This is a genomic window from Polynucleobacter parvulilacunae (assembly GCF_018881715.1).
Taxonomy (GTDB): Bacteria; Pseudomonadota; Gammaproteobacteria; order Burkholderiales; family Burkholderiaceae; genus Polynucleobacter; species Polynucleobacter parvulilacunae.
On sequence record NZ_JACVPW010000003.1, the window covers coordinates 83,598 to 100,858 of the forward strand.

General features: G+C 45.0%; 21 protein-coding genes. 15 read left to right on the top strand and 6 right to left on the bottom strand.

Annotated elements, in window-relative coordinates:
• The first annotated feature begins 20 nt into the window (after nt 1-20).
• Nucleotides 21-602, top strand: a complete 582-nt coding sequence (locus ICN18_RS07885; protein ID WP_255532157.1) for a hypothetical protein — start codon at nt 21-23, stop codon at nt 600-602.
• 85 nt (nt 603-687) lie between these two features.
• Here ICN18_RS07885 and ICN18_RS07890 read toward each other — a convergent pair whose 3' ends face one another.
• Entirely contained in the window at nt 688-1,503 is an 816-nt protein-coding gene (locus ICN18_RS07890; protein WP_439650822.1) for an ABC transporter substrate-binding protein, read from the bottom strand.
• 85 nt (nt 1,504-1,588) lie between these two features.
• Between ICN18_RS07890 and ICN18_RS07895 the strand changes: the two genes are divergently transcribed.
• Nucleotides 1,589-2,611, top strand: coding sequence for a substrate-binding domain-containing protein (locus tag ICN18_RS07895; protein WP_216189972.1), 1,023 nt, complete (start codon nt 1,589-1,591; stop codon nt 2,609-2,611).
• Between the two features lie 55 nt (nt 2,612-2,666).
• A complete protein-coding gene (gene modA, locus ICN18_RS07900) occupies nt 2,667-3,416 on the top strand; it encodes a molybdate ABC transporter substrate-binding protein (protein WP_255532158.1) in 750 nt (249 codons plus the stop codon).
• Nucleotides 3,417-3,452: 36 nt separating this feature from the next.
• Here modA and ICN18_RS07905 read toward each other — a convergent pair whose 3' ends face one another.
• The 3 genes from ICN18_RS07905 to ICN18_RS07915 all read right to left on the bottom strand — a co-directional run bounded on the left by ICN18_RS07905 (nt 3,453) and on the right by ICN18_RS07915 (nt 5,253).
• Nucleotides 3,453-4,079 carry an FMN-binding negative transcriptional regulator gene (locus tag ICN18_RS07905; RefSeq protein WP_216189974.1) on the bottom strand — a complete coding sequence of 209 codons (627 nt, stop codon included), beginning with the start codon at nt 4,077-4,079 and terminating at the stop codon, nt 3,453-3,455.
• Nucleotides 4,080-4,150: 71 nt separating this feature from the next.
• Complete coding sequence (locus ICN18_RS07910) at nt 4,151-4,915, bottom strand: hypothetical protein (RefSeq protein WP_216189975.1); 765 nt, start codon at nt 4,913-4,915, stop codon at nt 4,151-4,153.
• Nucleotides 4,912-5,253, bottom strand: a complete 342-nt coding sequence (locus ICN18_RS07915; RefSeq protein WP_216189976.1) for a cupredoxin domain-containing protein — start codon at nt 5,251-5,253, stop codon at nt 4,912-4,914. The genes ICN18_RS07910 and ICN18_RS07915 overlap by 4 nt, the downstream gene beginning before the upstream one ends.
• A gap of 91 nt (nt 5,254-5,344) precedes the next feature.
• On the opposite strand from ICN18_RS07915, the gene ICN18_RS07920 reads away from it, so the two are divergent.
• The 3 genes from ICN18_RS07920 (at nt 5,345) to ICN18_RS07930 (ending at nt 8,408) form a co-directional block, all read left to right on the top strand.
• Nucleotides 5,345-5,590 carry a FeoA family protein gene (locus ICN18_RS07920; RefSeq protein ID WP_216189977.1) on the top strand — a complete coding sequence of 82 codons (246 nt, stop codon included), beginning with the start codon at nt 5,345-5,347 and terminating at the stop codon, nt 5,588-5,590.
• Nucleotides 5,583-7,496 (top strand): ferrous iron transporter B, encoded by a 1,914-nt coding sequence (gene feoB, locus ICN18_RS07925; RefSeq protein ID WP_216189978.1) that lies wholly within the window; start codon nt 5,583-5,585, stop codon nt 7,494-7,496. Before ICN18_RS07920 ends, feoB begins: the two co-directional genes overlap by 8 nt.
• A gap of 114 nt (nt 7,497-7,610) precedes the next feature.
• Nucleotides 7,611-8,408 (top strand): transporter, encoded by a 798-nt coding sequence (locus tag ICN18_RS07930; RefSeq protein WP_216189979.1) that lies wholly within the window; start codon nt 7,611-7,613, stop codon nt 8,406-8,408.
• Nucleotides 8,409-8,420: 12 nt separating this feature from the next.
• Here ICN18_RS07930 and ICN18_RS07935 read toward each other — a convergent pair whose 3' ends face one another.
• The gene (locus ICN18_RS07935; RefSeq protein WP_216189980.1) at nt 8,421-9,422 is read right to left on the bottom strand and encodes a Bug family tripartite tricarboxylate transporter substrate binding protein; all 1,002 of its coding nucleotides are present in this window, start codon (nt 9,420-9,422) and stop codon (nt 8,421-8,423) included.
• Between the two features lie 106 nt (nt 9,423-9,528).
• Between ICN18_RS07935 and ICN18_RS07940 the strand changes: the two genes are divergently transcribed.
• Genes ICN18_RS07940 through ICN18_RS07950 form a run of 3 tightly spaced genes read left to right on the top strand, consistent with a single transcriptional unit; the run spans nt 9,529 to nt 11,609 of the window.
• On the top strand, nt 9,529-9,801 hold the full coding sequence (locus tag ICN18_RS07940) for a SemiSWEET transporter (protein ID WP_216189981.1): 273 nt from the start codon (nt 9,529-9,531) through the stop codon (nt 9,799-9,801).
• 44 nt (nt 9,802-9,845) lie between these two features.
• The gene (locus ICN18_RS07945) at nt 9,846-10,538 is read left to right on the top strand and encodes a fumarylacetoacetate hydrolase family protein (protein WP_216189982.1); all 693 of its coding nucleotides are present in this window, start codon (nt 9,846-9,848) and stop codon (nt 10,536-10,538) included.
• Nucleotides 10,539-11,609 (top strand): alpha/beta fold hydrolase, encoded by a 1,071-nt coding sequence (locus ICN18_RS07950; RefSeq protein ID WP_255532159.1) that lies wholly within the window; start codon nt 10,539-10,541, stop codon nt 11,607-11,609.
• A 22-nt stretch (nt 11,610-11,631) separates the two neighbouring features.
• On the opposite strand, the gene ICN18_RS07955 is transcribed toward ICN18_RS07950, so the two are convergent.
• The gene (locus tag ICN18_RS07955; RefSeq protein WP_216189983.1) at nt 11,632-12,411 is read right to left on the bottom strand and encodes an enoyl-CoA hydratase/isomerase family protein; all 780 of its coding nucleotides are present in this window, start codon (nt 12,409-12,411) and stop codon (nt 11,632-11,634) included.
• 87 nt (nt 12,412-12,498) lie between these two features.
• Here ICN18_RS07955 and ICN18_RS07960 point away from each other — a divergent pair, with 87 nt between their 5' ends.
• The 6 genes from ICN18_RS07960 to lpoB all read left to right on the top strand — a co-directional run bounded on the left by ICN18_RS07960 (nt 12,499) and on the right by lpoB (nt 17,227).
• Complete coding sequence (locus tag ICN18_RS07960) at nt 12,499-12,657, top strand: DUF5993 family protein (protein ID WP_158009030.1); 159 nt, start codon at nt 12,499-12,501, stop codon at nt 12,655-12,657.
• A 6-nt stretch (nt 12,658-12,663) separates the two neighbouring features.
• Nucleotides 12,664-13,227: a disulfide bond formation protein B gene (locus ICN18_RS07965; RefSeq protein WP_216189984.1), complete on the top strand. Its 564-nt coding sequence runs from the start codon at nt 12,664-12,666 to the stop codon at nt 13,225-13,227.
• Between the two features lie 36 nt (nt 13,228-13,263).
• Entirely contained in the window at nt 13,264-14,262 is a 999-nt protein-coding gene (locus tag ICN18_RS07970) for a Bug family tripartite tricarboxylate transporter substrate binding protein (RefSeq protein ID WP_216189985.1), read from the top strand.
• A gap of 212 nt (nt 14,263-14,474) precedes the next feature.
• The gene (locus ICN18_RS07975; RefSeq protein ID WP_255532160.1) at nt 14,475-16,199 is read left to right on the top strand and encodes a COG3014 family protein; all 1,725 of its coding nucleotides are present in this window, start codon (nt 14,475-14,477) and stop codon (nt 16,197-16,199) included.
• Between the two features lie 10 nt (nt 16,200-16,209).
• Nucleotides 16,210-16,575 carry a YcfL family putative periplasmic lipoprotein gene (locus tag ICN18_RS07980; RefSeq protein WP_216189986.1) on the top strand — a complete coding sequence of 122 codons (366 nt, stop codon included), beginning with the start codon at nt 16,210-16,212 and terminating at the stop codon, nt 16,573-16,575.
• 61 nt (nt 16,576-16,636) lie between these two features.
• Entirely contained in the window at nt 16,637-17,227 is a 591-nt protein-coding gene (gene lpoB, locus ICN18_RS07985; RefSeq protein ID WP_216189987.1) for a penicillin-binding protein activator LpoB, read from the top strand.
• Nucleotides 17,228-17,261 lie beyond the last annotated feature (34 nt).

Consider the following 17,261-nt stretch of genomic DNA (forward strand, 5'->3'; position numbering starts at 1 on the left):
TTACTCAATTAGGAGTTATCTTGAAGAAATCTTTATTGGCTGGTCTATTTGCTGCAGTAGGCGTTACATTTGCAAGCTCTGTATTTGCACAATTGCCTGCAAAAATGTTGCCTTTGGCGGCTGACGTTGTGGTTTTAAGTGCAACTGTTGATTCAGTAGATGCTAAAAAGCGCATCGTTGTATTGAAAGATGCCAATGGTAATTTGGCGCAAATGAATGTTGCGAAATCAATTAATGATTTGGATAAAGTTAAAAAGGGTGATGTGTTCTTGGTTGAGCATGCACAAGCAGTTGCAATTGGTTTAACTGCTGTTGGTAAAGATCAAAAGCCAGGCGTCTCTGGTGTTCGTTCAGTTGTGATCGCTGGCAAAGGTTCTGCCAAGCCATTTGAAGAAACTACAGAGACTGTTTATGCAACTGTAAAGATTTCAACAATTGATCAAAAGACACGTATCGTGACTTTCACATTGCCAAGCGGTGAGAAGCAAAAAGCTAAAGTAGATCCATCCGTTCTTGGTCTTGAGAAGTTCAAAGCTGGTGATGACGTCATGATTGAGTTTGTTGACGACACAGCAATTGGCTTTGTGACACCTAAGAAATAAGCATCAAATAGTACTAACTCGCTGGGTAGTCCACCAGCAATAAAAAAGCCCGCCTCTGCGGGCTTTTTCTTTATGGCATGAGGTTTTATTTCTTAGCATTTGGAAAGAAGAGTTGCTCACCATCAATTTTGTAGCTGGCAATGACATCCTGACCATTCTTGGAAATAAGCCAATCAATAAATTCTTGACCTTGTGCTTTTTTCACATAGGGGAATTTCGCTGGATTGACTAACATCACGCCGTACTGATTAAAGAGTTTTGGATCGCCTTGTACTAAGATGACAAGATCACCACGATTCTTGAAGCTAAGCCAGGTGCCACGGTCAGCCAAGATGTAGCCATTCATTGCTGATGCTGTGTTCAGGGCGGGACCCATGCCCGAGCCTGTTTCTTTATACCAAGCTTGGCTAGCGGAAGGGTTGATACCGGCGCCTTTCCAGTAACGAAGCTCAGCAGCATGTGTGCCACTTTTATCTGCACGAGATACAAAAGGCGCTTGAGCTGCAGAAATCTTTTGGAACGCTGCTTGAATATCTTTTCCGCCACCTACTTTTGCAGGATCTGATTTAGGTCCAATGAGAACGAAGTCGTTGTACATCACTTCGTAGCGTTTGGTCGAATAACCTTCCTCAACGAATTTTTCTTCAGCAGGCTTGTCATGAACAAAGACGACATCCGCGTCTCCACGACGACCAATGTCCAGCGCTTGTCCAGTTCCTACGGCAACCACTTTTACCTCAATGCCAGCCTTCATCTTGAAAATAGGCAGCATGTAATTAAATAGGCCAGATTGCTCGGTAGAGGTAGTGGAGGACACCACAATACTTTTTTCTTGGGCGTAGGCCTGAAGTGATCCAATAGATAAGGCTGCTAGGGTCGTCAGGAATAGTTTGCGAATCATTTTTTTCATGGCTGCACTCTAGGTAGTTGATTAAATGTCTATCATCGCATACATTAATACTTATTGAATATGCAAAAAATTACATATGCAGATTGAAGTTAGACCAACCCTCATCGTGAAGACCAAAGCCGAAGGAAGAAGCTCGGTAGACCTCATTTGGCTTGCTCAGATGCTCCAGGACATTGGCAGTGGCAGCTCCTTGGTTGTTGCCAGCAAAAAATCGGGCACGTCATATAGGGGTGCCTGGGGTAAATTAAATCAAGTTGAAGATGAATTAGGTATTCCGCTGATTGTTCGGACAAAAGGGCATGGATCTAAGCTGACTGAATTTGGTAGATTTCTAATTCAGTTCATTGAGGATATGCAAGCCGGCTATCTTAAGCACGACGCACAGTACCATGACCTACTGGTAAAAGAAATTAAGAAAATACAAAAGTCGGAAAGTGTACGTTGGAAATTTTTCTCTAGTAGCGATTCAATCATTCAAAAGGCTACAGGAGAAATCACAGGCATTGAACTCAAAATTGCTGGGTCAGGCGAATCTCTTGAGAGGCTGCTTAATAACGAAGCACATATTGCCGGATACCATGTATCCGATCCAAAGAGCTCAAAGGCAATCTACCAGCGCTTATCAAAAAACAATATCGAGATATATCCAGTAATGAAGCGTACCCAAGGATTAATCGTCAAAAAGGGAAACCCACTGCATATTCGTTCGGTTGAGGATTTGGTGGGTAAAAAGATTCGTTTCATTAACCGACAGATTGGCTCCGGAACCCGATTGCTATTAGATAACTTGCTTATGGAGGAAGGGATCGATCCGATGGAGGTCAACGGCTACCTGTATGAAGAATTTACCCATTCAGCCGTGGCTAACGCCATACTTGCTGGTAAGGCTGATGTCGGTTTGGGGGTGAAGAATGTTGCCTTAGAAAATGGTTTGGGTTTTGTGCCCCTAAAAGATGAAATATTCTTTATCGCGATGCATAAAGAAATGGTGGCCCAATCAGCCTCCTCTAAATTGATACGCAAGATCAGAAGTTCTTCTGGAGAGACGCCAGGATATAAAGCGGTTAGCCTTAATAGACAAATACAGGAATGGCTATAGTTTTGTGGAGTCTTTTTACTATCGCCGAATCCACTGGAATGGATTACATATGATCATGCGACTCCTTTTCTTACTGGCAACACTTTGCTTCTTTAATGCTAATGCATTTGCGCAGGTATCGACTGTCGCAGTTGCTGCAAATATGAAAGATGCATTTACAGAGATTGCTGCTGCTTATAGAACTCCGGGCAAGCCAGAAATGAGGGTGATTTATGGTTCCTCCGGTAATTTCACCACGCAAATTCTGAATGGCGCTCCATTTAATTTGTTTATTGCGGCTGACGAACATTTTCCGCTCGAGTTGTATAAAAATGGCAAGACAGTGGATGAGGGGGCTGTGTATGCCATTGGTAAATTAGCCATCATTACTAAAACATCTTCCGGCATTCAGTTGCTGGATAGCAAAGCAGATATGGCAAAGGCGATTACCAAAGCCAATAAGGTTGCGATTGCTAAGCCTGAGCTTGCGCCCTACGGTAGGGCAGCGGTTCAGTATTTAAAAGCAGAGGGTCTTTGGGATCTCGCAAAAGATAAGCTGGTTTATGCCGACAATGTTGGTGCCGCAACAACTTACGTGGTGAGTGGTGCGGCTGATATTGGATTTACAGCCTTTTCGCTAGCTAAGTCACCTGAGCTTGCAAGGCAAACAAGCTTCTTATTGGTTGATCCCAAGCTCTATGAACCCATTAAGCAGCGCATGGTGCTTATCAAGGGCGCACCTCAAGAGGTGGCTGAGTTATATCGATTTATGCAAGGCTCTCAAGCAAAATCCATCCTGCAAAAATACGGTTACACCACCCCTTAGTTCCCTTCTTTAGTTCATCACTTAGTTATTTCCTAATTACTTAGGTGCTCTCATGTATTGAAGCATTTCTTGTAGAGCCTCCTTGGGCGACTTGCGTAGCTGCTCAACAACTGCCTCATAGTCCTCTGTGGGACGGTTCTGACTAAGCTTAAATTTTCCAAGCAAACTCGTGATATCAATCTCAATGCCGATGATGGCTTTGAGCATGGTCTGCACATACTCCTCAGGGGCATCATCTAGCTTCCATGTTGACTGATAGCTGGGCTCATGAATATTAGTCATTTTCGAGACATGACTTCTAAGCCATTGCGGATCCTCAATTAACTTGATAGTGCCTTGAGCGTGCACTGCGGCATAGTTCCATGTTGGAACTACTTTTCCGCTCTCTTGTTTCGATGGATACCAAGAGGGGGTTACGTAAGCATTGGGTCCATTAAATATTGCAGTAACGGATGCATTATTACTACTCGCAACTTTGGTGAGTGGATTCATCTTGGCAACATGGCCATAGAGCTTAGTTTTATCCTCACTCAACATCAGTGGGAGGTGGTTAACTTCAAGATGGCCATCTAAATTACCCGCGATGATGGCAAGAGGGTACTCGGAAATCAGTTGAGCCAGTACTGCGGAATCTTCAACGAGAAAATGTTTTGGTAGGTACATAGGAGGCTAAGTAGAATGATGGGAAAAGGATTGTATTTAATAAGAACATAGCAGAGATTGAAACCTTTTTCTTAAAACTCGTACTCTACCTGCATTCTGATGGTATTTTTTGGCGATGCGGTGGTGGTTCCCCATAGGTAGGCCACGTTGTATTTCAAGGCTTCCTTACGGCCTAGTTTAGTTTTTCCGAAAATGGCCGGCCCCGCACTAGATTGTTGTTGTTCATTGGTATTCCAGTTATTAACCTGTCCTAGCCATGAGTAGATCTGGGCTCCAAGTTCTAGCTCTGGTTGAAGGCGATACTTCACCTGACCCTGGTAACCGAAATAAGTGCCCTGATTTTCAGTGCCCGTGTAATGTCCTTGCATCAAGATGTTGAGATTGGCAACCCACTTTTTCCATTCGCTTTGAAATAAGAAACCATATTTTGCTTCGTACCCTTCATTACGATTTTGAGGTCGCTCTAACTCAAGCAAGAAGCCGATATCGACGGGGTATTTACCCGTTTCAGTTAACTGAAATTTATTCTCCCACTCCACAGCATCAAATTGGGAGTTAGTGCCATCCCAGGTGACTTTTCCATAAATTTCCGTAAACCACCATGAGTTCACGCCATAACCAAATCCAATGGAAGCACCTGATTGTCTATTGTCTTCACCGCTTCTGGGGGTCTGGGTTCCAAACTTCGTATCTATCTCTCTTTCACCTTCTTCCACTCTTGGGGTGTAGATGTAATCTGCTGGCCCACTTAGGTATTCTCCAGCATGAACCAATGCACTACCGGAGAGAAGGGTAAAGCAACACAAGCCTTGCATTAAACGATTTCTCATCATCATTTAACTCTCACTACACCTTGAGCGGTTTCAGGGCTAAATTCCCCTTCAAATTTATAGATTCCAGGGCTCAGAGGGCCGATGTAAAAAGAGGCCTTGCTTTTGGCGTTGATTAATACCTCTCTGTTGAGGTCGTAGCTTTCAAATTCTTCTGGAGTGTCATCGAGGTTTTCAATCGTGAGCTTTACTTTGGTATCGGCCGAGATATCGATTTCTGAGGGTGAAAAGCGCCCATTTTTAATTGAAATTTGGATTTCGTTGCTTGCTGCAATCGCGATATTTGTCAAATTTAACAACAAGAAAATACTGATAAGTGTCTGTTTTAAATAGTTATTTTTCATAAGGGAGCGTATATATAAATGAGAACCATTCTCAAGTATAAGGTATATAATGAGAATCGTTCCTATTTATTGATAAAAGTGACAATCCTCCATGCATTTGGACCAGGTTGATTTGCAAGTTCTTTACCGAGTGAGCGCGGTTAATGCGCCTAAGGGTGCCCCTCAAATTAAGGGGCAGCTGGAAGATATTGGGTTTTTACCCGGTGAACAAGTAGCTGTTTTGCGCAAAGGTTTACTTGGTAAAGGGCCATATATGGTTCGCGTAGGGGCCTCAACATTCGCATTGCGCCAATCAGAGGCGCGCATGATTGCAGTTGAAGCCGCATCCCATGTCTGAATCCAAAGTCCATTTTTTCTCGAGTGAGCCGATCGTTGCCTTATTGGGCAATCCCAATTGCGGCAAAACGGCTTTATTCAATTTATTAACTGGTAGTCGACAAAAGGTTGCCAACTATTCTGGCGTCACTGTTGAGCGCAAAGAGGGGCGGCTTTCCCTAGAGTCGGGAAAAAATATTCGCATTCTCGATTTGCCAGGTGCATACAGCCTTTACCCAAGATCTTTGGATGAAAAAGTTACTTGCAATGTTTTGCTTGGTAGAGCGGAAGGCGAGAAGCGCCCCGATTTAGTGATTTGCGTATTAAGTGCCATGAACTTGCGTCGCAACTTGCGCTTAGTGCTTGCGGCAAAGCGCTTAGGTCTGCCTTGTATCGTAGTGCTCAATATGCTCGATATTGCCAAGCGACAGGGCTTACAGATTGATACTGCTGCGCTATCTAATGAATTAGGTTTGCCAGTGCTCACCAGTATTGGCATTCAATCTGATGGCGCTGATGAAATTAAACAGTTTTTGTCGAGCCTGGACTGGCGCAATCTCAATGGCTTGCGTACCGGAACAGGCGATGCCACTCTCGAGAACGTGGCTTCACATATTGCGCACACAGAGACCGACAATATTCAGGTTCAAAGAATTCTGCAAAATCTCAAGTTGGATCAAATCATTCCGGATCAATTGAGCGATCGCTTGGATGCCGTATTGCTGCACCCAGTTTTTGGCCCCATTATTTTGGTGGCTTTACTCTTTTGTATTTTCCAAGCAGTGTTCAGTTGGGCTACTGTTCCAATGGACTTGATTAAAACGGCCGTTGAATATCTAGGCGCACAGATTGCCGACATACTGCCGAATGGTTGGTTGCGCAGTTTAGTGATCAATGGAATTTTGGCGGGCTTAGGTGGTGTGGTGATTTTCTTGCCGCAAATCCTCATCTTGTTTTTCTTTATTTTGTTGCTTGAAGAATCTGGCTACCTTCCAAGAGCTGCTTACTTGCTCGATAGGGTAATGGGATCGGTTGGCTTATCGGGTAGATCCTTCATTCCACTCCTCTCCAGCTTTGCATGTGCCATTCCCGGAATTATGGCGACTAGAAGCATCTCTAATGCACGAGATCGCATGGTGACCATTCTGATTGCGCCGATGATGACTTGTTCCGCACGTCTACCAGTCTATGCCTTATTAATCTCTGCATTTATTCCAGAGCAAAAGCTCTGGGCAGGAATTGATTTGCAGGGATTGGTGCTCTTCTTGCTGTATCTGGCGGGAATATTGGGCGCGATGGCGGTGGCCTGGATTCTGAAGCGCTTTACCAGTGAGCAATTTAAGATGAATGCGCTCATGATGGAATTGCCGAGTTATCACCTGCCGCGCTTAGGTAATTTGGCTATCAGTCTCTGGCAGCGCGCTGAAATCTTTTTACGTCGTGTTGGCGGAATCATCTTGCTCATGACGATTGGTTTGTGGGTCTTGTCTAGCTTTCCATTTCCGCCTGAAGGTGCAACGGGATCACCTATTCAATACAGCTTTGCCGGCATGATAGGGCAGGCCTTAGCCCATGTGTTCTCACCAATAGGCTTTAATTGGCAAATCAGTATTGCCTTGGTTCCTGGTATGGCTGCTCGAGAAGTGGTTGTGAGTTCATTGGCAACAGTCTATGCCCTGTCTAGCTCAAGCGTAGATGCTACGGAAGCATTGATACCTCTGATCTCTAGCGGTTGGTCTTTGGCTACTGCACTTTCTTTATTGGCCTGGTTTGTATTTGCCCCCCAGTGCTTATCAACCATTGCCGCAGTAAAGCGCGAGACGGGTGGCTGGAAGATTCCGATCATCATGCTGAGCTACTTATTTAGCTTGGCCTATATCGCCTCCTTTATTGCGTACAGACTCGCTATCTTTTTGGGACTAGGCTAAAAATTCTTATGAAGCCGTTGTCCAATCGGGCTGATTTCAATGAGGATATCTTTTGGTTACGTTAACAATTCCTAGGAATGCCTTAATCCTCAATCATTGTTAAACTCACCAATTATGCGAATACCAGCTCGCCTCTTCAAGACAGCGCTTATCCAGGGGCTGCTGTTAAGCGCATTAATTCTCTCGCCATCAGTCAGCATGGCGGTTCTGCAGGATGAAATTCAGGTCTACGATGATGAAATTAATGCCAAGGGCGAGGCAAGTCTAGAGGTGCATTTAAACAGTACTCCCCGAGGCATTCAAAATCCCTCCTATCCAGGGGAGGTGATGAACAACAATGGTGTGCGGGTTACTCCAGAGTTTGCTTATGGCTTGGGTCACGATTTAGAGGCTGGTTTATATATCTCTTATGTGAACTATGACAATAAGTTTCAATATGCAGCAACGAAAGTTCGCATGAAATGGTTACCAATTCGCGAAGATAAAGGCGACTCTTTCTTTGCGGGCGCCAATCTAGAATTATCCAACGTGCAACCGCAGTTTGATGAGTCTAGATATAACGGTGAAATGCGTTTTATTGTTGGTAAGCATTTTGATGAGTGGCTCCTCTCATTTAATCCGATTGTAGATATGCCTCTCTCGCAACCCTACGTACATCAGTCACCTTATTTTTCCACGGCAACACGCTTGTCTAGGGAGGTGACTCCTGAGTTAGCGCTGGGAGTGGAGTACTACTCCAACCTGAATCAACTTGGTCAGCCCATCAACTATCAAAATACCCAGCAATTGGGTTTCTTGATGATGTACTACGAAGGCAAACCACTTTCTTTTCAGGCTGGGGTAGGCAAGGGCTTTTCTAACAGCACTGATTCATTGACGCTGAAAGCGATTTTTTCCATACCACTTAATTAATACATATCAAACCTAATCTGGTTTGATATTGGCATCTTTTACCACTTTGCTCCACATAGTCATTTCCCGTGTAATGCGCTTGCCGGAATCTGCAGGCGAAAGATAGTTCACATACACGCCTGCTGCCAACATACGATCTTGCACTTCAGGGCGCTGCAAGATAACTTTGATATCGGCACTCAGTTTGTCGATGATCGGCTTAGGTGTTCCCGCTGGAGCCAAAATACCAAACATACTTACAACATCAAAGTTAGGTAGGCCTGTGGCTTCGGTAATAGTTGGCACATCCGGTAATTGACTAATGCGTTTAGCGGTTGTCACGGCTAGCGGTCTTAACTGACCCGCTTGAATAAATTGTAGAGCTGCTGGAACTGTTTCTGACATAGTAAGCACTTGACCGCCTACTAGATCAGTCATAGCGGGGCCACTACCTTTGTAAGGCACATGCAACAGGTCCAAGCCTAGTTGATAACGAAACATTTCCATTGCAAGACGTTGTGGCGCGCCAGCTCCAGATGATGCGAAAGTGAGCTTGCCTGGGTTCGCTTTTGCGTAGGCAATGAACTCTTTCATATTCTTTACGGGGACTGAAGGATTCACTACAAATACCAGGGGTACCACTCCCACCACGTCAACTGGTGTGAAATCCTTCTCCAGGTTGTATTTGATCCTGTCTTTATCGAGATTCGCGTTAATGGAATGCGATGTTAGGGCGCCCATCAGCAGTGTGTAGCCATCGGCAGGGGATTTAGCAACCATATCTGCGCCAATATTGCCGCTATCACCTGCGCGATTATCTGGAACGACTTGTTGGTTAAGTGACTTAGATAACTCTTGAGCCATAATGCGCCCAATCACATCGGTGGCGCCCCCTGGTGGGTATGGAATGACCAGTCTAATAGGCTTGTCAGGATAGTTTTTAATTACGGCGCTATTGGTTTGCGCATACGGGGTTGTGCTCAGCAAGCTGCCGCAAAGAATAAGGCCGAGGCCCTTAATTATTTGTTGTCTCATTTTGTATTTTTAATAGTAGGTTGAACGCCGATTTTCTATTATCTACAGTATAAAAATTCATGCGCTGCGTCAATGATTTGTATATTTCCCTAACTACAATGGGCAAATGACTCTTGAGCCCCACCAAATTGAGATTATTGGTTATTGCGCTGCATTCATGACCACGATTGCCTTCTTGCCCCAGGCAATTCAGTCCTGGCGTACCCGGGATCTTTCGGGGATTTCTTTGGGCATGTATTCCTTATTTACGGCGGGGGTGGGCTTATGGCTGGTTTATGGCCTCATTATCGAAAAGTGGCCCCTGATTCTGGCGAATGCCATGACCTTTGCCTTGGCGCTCAGCATCCTTTTATTGAAATTACGTCATACTTCTAAATAGTAGAAATAGAACACGTTTCCATCAAAATTCTTAGAAAGGTTTTTATGTCTTCAGCATTTGTGATTGCTCCACCAGCAGTGATTTCTTTACCTGTAACCGGCGACAGCCGTCGCTTTGCTGTCAATCGCATTTACTGCGTGGGACGTAACTATGCTGATCATGCACGTGAGATGGGTCATGATCCAGATCGTGAGCCACCATTCTTCTTTATGAAGCCCGCTAATTCGATCGTGACGGATGGCAAGGATATGGCCTACCCTAACTTATCAAGTGATGTTCATCACGAAATTGAAATGGTGGTTGCGATTGGTAAGGGAGGGGCAAATATTGCTGCAGATAAAGCCCTAGATCATGTCTATGGTTATGGTGTCGGTTTAGATATGACCAGACGCGATCTTCAAGGCGAAGCCAAAAAGATGGGACGCCCTTGGGATACTGGCAAAGCATTTGATCAGTCTGCTCCTTGCGGTGAGATTACCCCAGCAAGTCAGTGCGGTCATCCTGCTAAGGGCGCTGTTAAGCTTTTGGTAAATGGCGAAGTGCGTCAAGAGGGTGATCTCAATCAACTCATTTGGAATGTTCCAGATACGATTGCTTACCTCTCCACTTTATTTACTTTAGAGCCGGGCGACTTGATTTTCTCTGGCACACCAGCAGGAGTTGGTCCAGTGAAAAAAGGTGATGTTCTTGAGGGAAGTGTTGCTGGCTTACCGAATTTAAAAACAAAGATTATCTAAATGCAAAAGAGAGTTGGTGTGATGAACTGTTTTCTCAAGAAAATTTCGTTATCGTGTGTAGTGCTAGCATTACCCGCTCTCTTAATTTCTTGTGCTAGCCCTGAGAAAGCATCCTCAACTCAGTCAGCGAGCCTGTATGCAGATGCTGCACCATTGGATTTACGTATAAGCAAGTGGCCATACCCATATCCCTTAAAAGAATTTAAGACTTCCTTACAAGGTCAGCCCGCTAGCATGATGTATATGGATGTGGCTGCGTTGGGTAGGGCAAAAGGGGTGGTGGTGCTATTTCATGGCAAGAATTTTTCTAGCGATTACTGGGCGCCAACCATTGCAGGGCTCTCTAAAGCTGGCTATCGAGTAATTGCGCCCGACCAGATTGGTTTTGGCAAGTCCTCTAAGCCAGATGTTGATTACCATTTCGATGATTTGGCCGCTAATACCCAGGCTTTATTAAAGTCACTCAATATTCAGCGAGTTTCGGTGATTGCGAATTCTATGGGTGGCATGGTGGGTATTCGTTTTGCACGTTTATATCCCCAGACTGTGCAAAAGCTAGTGCTCGAGAATCCATTGGGCCTTGAGGATTACAGCAAAGATATCCCCCCGCAGAAGAATGAAGATTTACTTAAGCTTGAGATGGCGCAAACAGAAACGAGCTATCGCCGTTTTTTGCAGAGTTATTTTCCTAACTGGCAGCCTAGTTATGAAAAGTTTGTAGAGGTCTATGTGCGAGTTCAAAAAGGCCCAGACTATCCGGCATATGCAAAGACATCAGTTCTAACGTATCAAATGATTGCTGAAAAACCAGTAGTGAATGATTTACCGCAACTAAAGATGCCTGTTTTATTGGTGATCGGTCAAAAAGACCGCACAGTATTTGGCCGCCGCTTTGCGCCACCAGAAGCAGTGAAGTCTTTGGGTAACTTTCCCGAGTTAGGTAAGAAGGCGCAAGCAGCTATCCCGAATGCAAAACTAGTGCCTATTGAAAACGTAGGCCATGTACCTCATGTTGAGGTGCCTGATCAGTTTGTGAAAACCGTGGTGGAGTTTTTGAACTCTAAGTCTTAGGGCTGGAGCTGGAAGGATAGCTTTACTTGCCAACCCACTTGGGTGGACGACCTTCCAGGAAGGCGTTCACACCCTCCTTAAAGTCTTTGCTGTTATAGGTTTCTCGCATGAGATCCGTGCAGTCTGGAAGATTGCTTTGTAGTAAGCGCGCTAGTGTCAGCTTGCTAGCCTTTTGAGTGATTGGCGCAAGAGCCGCTAGCTTTTCTGCAAGCGCATTTACGGATGACTGAAGTTCTACGGCTTCTGCAGTTTGATACAGGTACCCCGACTCTAATAATTCTGGAGCCTTAATGAGCTCCGCAGTCAGAAGCATTCTTTTAACTGTCGGGACCCCGAGGTGTGCTGCAATCCAAGAAAGATTGCTGGGTGATAAGCAATTTCCCAAGGTCTTTGCTACCGGTATGCCAAAGCGCGCATCTGGAGTGGAGATGCGAAAGTCGCATGCAGTTGCCATCAGTAAGCCACTGCCAACAGCCAAACCTTCAATCATGGCTATTGTTGGCATAGGTAATTGTTGCAGCGAGGCAAAGATGTGATCAACCGCAACTTCATAAGCCTCATCTTTTTGTAGATCAACAAACTGTTGAATATCACTTCCAGAGACAAATGCTTTATCTCCAGCACCTTTGAAGATCACCACTCGAATAGCGCGATTTTGAGCTAGTGAGTCGCAAATCCTTTTGAGTTCTTCATACATTGGCCACGTTAGTGCATTACGTGCACTTGGGTTGTTAAAAGTAACCCGAGCAATCTTTCCGTCGAGATCTAAATTGATGCAGGGTGGGGTAGGGCTTGCGGGCATAGACACATTCTAAACAAAAGACCTTTCTCTAAGCTCTGTAATTACAGAATTACCCCTATAAATAGTGTCCTGCGCTAGAATTCCCTTATGTATATGTTTCTACCTTTTCTGACGGCTTTTATCGGACTTGTTCTGGTCTGGTTTGAGAAGCGTCTTGCAGGTTTGACAGTTTTGGCGATTACCGTTGCCATTCTTCTAGTTTGGTTCCGTTTTCATGCAACCGACCATCTCAACATCAGTCTGTAATTGCTTGTGAGTAAACATTCTCTACCTTCCTTAGCTGCGCTTGGTAATCAGCTTGCATTGCTAGCGGTTGTCGGCATGCTGTCTTATGCATTTGTAGATCAACTCTACTTTGGTGAGCTGCCTTGTCCTTTGTGCTTAATGCAGCGCGTTGGATTTGTAATTATTGGCTTTGCTTTGGTTCTCAATATTCGTTGTGGCGCTCATTCATCTCACTATGGATGGGGCATCATTGGCGGCTTAGTGGGGATGATGGTTTCTCTTCGTCAAGTCTTCTTGCATATTCTGCCGGGCGACCAAGGATTTGGAAAAACATTTTTAGAGTTGCATTTTTATACTTGGGCTTACGTTGGTTACACCGGCTTGTTAATGGGTCTGGCAATTCTCTTGATGCTGCCCAATCGTGAGGTTCGCTCACGCTCTTGGTTTGCAAATGCCCTGGTGATTGCTTTTATTCTTCTGGTATTGGGTAATCTCATTTCTACATTGTTGGAATGCGGTATCGGCCCCTGTGCCGATGATCCAGTGAAGTATGAGGGCTGGCTCTGGTTGCGTTCTCGCTTCGGCTTTTAAGCTAGACCATTTGGTCTAGCTCTCAATAGATTGAGTATGCAATTCTCCAAAGTTCTGAAGAACTTTCTTCTGGTATCTGTATTGTGGGCTATTTGCTTTGCTGTTCATGCGCAAAGCGCACCCCAGAAGAATGCGGCTTGGCCAAAGCAGCCCATCCGCATCATTGTTACCTTTACCCCTGGAGGTGCTCCTGATATCTTGGCGCGCGTGTTGGCAGAAAACTGGCAACAGAGTTTAGGCGTCCCAGTCCTAGTTGAAAATCGTCCTGGTTATGGCGGCAATATTGGGGCTGACCTGGTTGCCAAAAGCGAACCCGATGGCTACACCTTGCTGATTGGTACGGTAGGCATTCATGCGATCAATGGCGCTCTTTATGAAAAGATGTCTTTTGATCCTGTGAAGGATTTCACGCCCATTAGTTTTTTAGCAAGCACACCAAATGTATTAATCGTCAATAAGAGGTTGGGGGTTAATAATTTGCGTGAGCTCATAGAGTTGGCAAAAGCAAAGCCTAATCAACTAACCTTTGGCTCATCGGGTGTTGGCACCTCTTTGCACATGTCAGGCGAATTATTTAAAGAGATGGCTGGAGTGCAAATTCGTCATATTCCCTACAAAGGGCGTGCTCAATCTTTGCCTGATTTACTCAGCGGTCGCATCACGATGCTGTTTGATAATCTTTCGTCTTCTTTGGCTTTGATTAAAGCTGGAGAGGTCCAGGCTTTGGGGGTCACAACGCTCAAGCGCTCACATGCTGCCCCAGAGATTCCGACTTTGGCTGAGCAGGGTCTGACAGGGTTTGAGGCGGTATCTTGGTTTTCCTTAATGGCACCAGCATACTTGCCATCCGATATTCAAAAGCGCTTAAATCAAATGGTTCGCCATACCTTGAGTAATCCAGAGGTAAAGACCCGTCTTTTAGCTGGGGGCTTAGATCCCGCTCCAGGCAGTCCGAAAGACTTATCTAGGTTAATTGTTTCTGAAGCCAGTAAATGGGGTAGGGTAGTACAGCAATCGGGTGCAAAATTAGAGTAATTACAGTAATTAGAGCGTTTTCTTGTCAGCCCCGGCCTATTTTCAAGCGTTAAAGGTATGAGAACTATTTGCTTGAAATTACTATTTATCCCTTATTCCGTTCCCAAGCCCTCAAGTTGCCTAAATTTTCATCATTAAACTTTTCTAAATTCAGCGCAACTTTAGTTGTTTGTTTATTGGTTGGCTGCGCAACCCAGACTCAGCAATTGAAGATGAATGAGTCTCAGGAGCAGTTTAAGAATGGCGATCTACAGAACACAGCAGCTGCTATTCAGGGTGCATTCAAAGATAAAAATACTCTGTACTACATGGAGTTGGGTGAAGTTCAAAGATTGCAAGGCTCTACCCAGATTCCGAATAGCACCCAAAACTTACTAGCCGCAGATCAATTAGTGAGTCGCTGGGAGGTAACTACTAGCGATAAACTCCGGCGCTCTTTTTCAGGGGCAAGCTCATATGTATTGTCTGAAGGATTTAGCAGTGAGTATGATCCCAAGCCCTATGAAGTGAGTTTATTAAGTCAGACTCTAGCTTTAAATCATCTCTCACAGGGGCGATGGAATGATGCCATGGTGGAGGCCAAAAAAATGGCCCAGCGTGAGAGGGTAATTGAAGAGCTCATTCAAAGCCAAGTTGTTGCGGTAACCAAGGTAGAGCGTGAGCAACAAAATAATCCCAATACTCAGGGCGCCACTAGTCGCGTTGAGAGCATCAGCGGATACCCAATTAATTTATTGGATGATGAGGAAACGCGTAGCCTTAAGAACTCTTATCAAAACCCTGGGGCGTACTACCTATCAGGATTTATCCATGAGTCACAAGGAGAAGCTAGTCTAGCAGCCCCAGGATATCGTTTGGCAATTGAGCTAAGACCTCAGGTGAATTTTTTTAAAACCAGTATCGCCAAGCTTGATTCCAATATTGCCAATCAGAGTAAAAAATCCTTTGCCGATACCTTGATCATTATTGATACCGGGTATATGCCAAAAATTATCCCTTATCAAATTAGCCAGTCTTTCTCGATTGGCGGCAATTCAAAGCTGGTCACTTTAACTTTTCCGGTAATTGAAAAATCCACTGAGCGTTATAGGCCCACCTTCATCCAGCTTGGCGATAAAGCGGCTAATCCAGAATTGGTAGCCAACATCGATGCGATGGCTCGTAAGAACTTGCGCGATGAGATGCCCGCTTATGTTCTCAGGGCTTCATCAAGAGCCCTAGTGTCGCTGGCCGCTCAATACGCGGCAGATCGCGCTGCGCAACAAGCGGCTAACAGAAAGAACCAGAACAACCAAAACAATGGAACCGCCGCTCTCATTGGCGCTATTGCAGGAATGATCACTGGATATGGCCTGCAAGCAATTAACGTGACTGATGTCCGTCATTGGTCGACCTTGCCCGCACAAACTTATATGGCCAGAATGGGTTTACCAATTGGCCCCACTGTTCTTAAGTACGCCTTGCCTTCTGGAGTAATCGCTTCCCAAACTGTTAACTTGGTGGGTGGCTATAACGTGGTCTATATCCGTATGTTCAGAAACCGAGCAACGGTGCTAACTTCAAATGACCCAGCCGCACTACCACCCAAAGCCAGCGCTGTCATGGCTCCTGCAGCTGCAACCCCGGTTATTCCAAACCCAGCGCTTACTCAGTCCTCAAACGTGTTGCCTGCCGCTATGGAGCCCAAGCCAGCAGAAGGTGCTTTTGCGGGCTTTAAGAAGTTATGGGGCGGTTTTCAGGATCCGCAGCCTGAGGAGATTGCCCCGGCAGCGCCAGCTCCTGCGCCAATGACAGTGCCGACAACCCCAACACTTTCCACCCCGATTTCTAACCCTAGTCCCGCCACCAATAGCAGTCCCGCTAGCGGTAATATAGAAGGGGCTAAGCCTTACGAGCCACCCAATCTGTTGAATAGTTTTCAGCAGCTTTTTAATTAGGAAAACCCAGATGAAAAAATACCTTTCAATCCTGATCGCTGCACTTGCCGCTTTTACTTTGGTGGCCTGCAGCTCAACACCGTCAATGAAGGATATGACGGTACGTATGGGTGATACCGATAGCATTCAAATTACGGACATGCGAAGCTTAGTGCGCAATGGCGTGCTGACTGCGCAAGTGACGATTCAAAATGACAGTAAATCAAACCTAGTGTCTTATCGATTCAAATGGATTGGTAAAAACGGCATGACTGTAACGGATGAAGAAGCATGGAAGCCTGTAACAGTAGGGAAGGGGCAGTCGACCGTTATCATGGGTATAGCCCCAACACCAGATGCTACTGATTTTAAATTTGAGTTAAATCAATACAAATAAAAATACAAGAAACAACTCATAACATTCCAAGAAAAATTCAAGTAACCATTCAATATTAAAAATGATCATGAACACTAAAACTATCCGCTTATCCGCCATTGCATTTTCAGTAGCTACCCTTGCAGCCTGCTCTGGCCCTCAGGTTCGTTATGGCGATGCAAAAGCTGTTGAAACAGTGAATGCTAATTACGGCTCTACTGATCTGCAGATGATTGCTGAGGCAATGACCAGATCACTATTGCAATCAAAGGCAATTTCCGGAAGTAAGGATGCGCCGATTGTGACTTTGGCAGATGTTAAGAACAAGACTTCTGAATATATCGATACGCGCGTGATTACCGACAAGATCCGCACACAACTGATGAAGAGTGGTCAAGTGCGATTTGCGGTAAGTGTTTCTGAAATGCAAAATCAAACTGAAGAGCTGAAGCGTCAGAACCAGTCAGGTTTGTATAAGAATAGTACGATTGCTAAGACTGGCAATATGCAGGGTGCCCAATACCGCATTGAAGGATCCATTGCGTCTATCGTGAAGAACACTAAAGACGTTAAAGATGTTTACTACGTCTTTAACTTAAATCTTATTAATAACGAATCTGGTTTGCTTGAGTGGGCTGATGAAAAAGAGATTCGTAAGACTGCTACGCGCTAATACGCTACTTCACACCATAAAGAATTGAGTAACA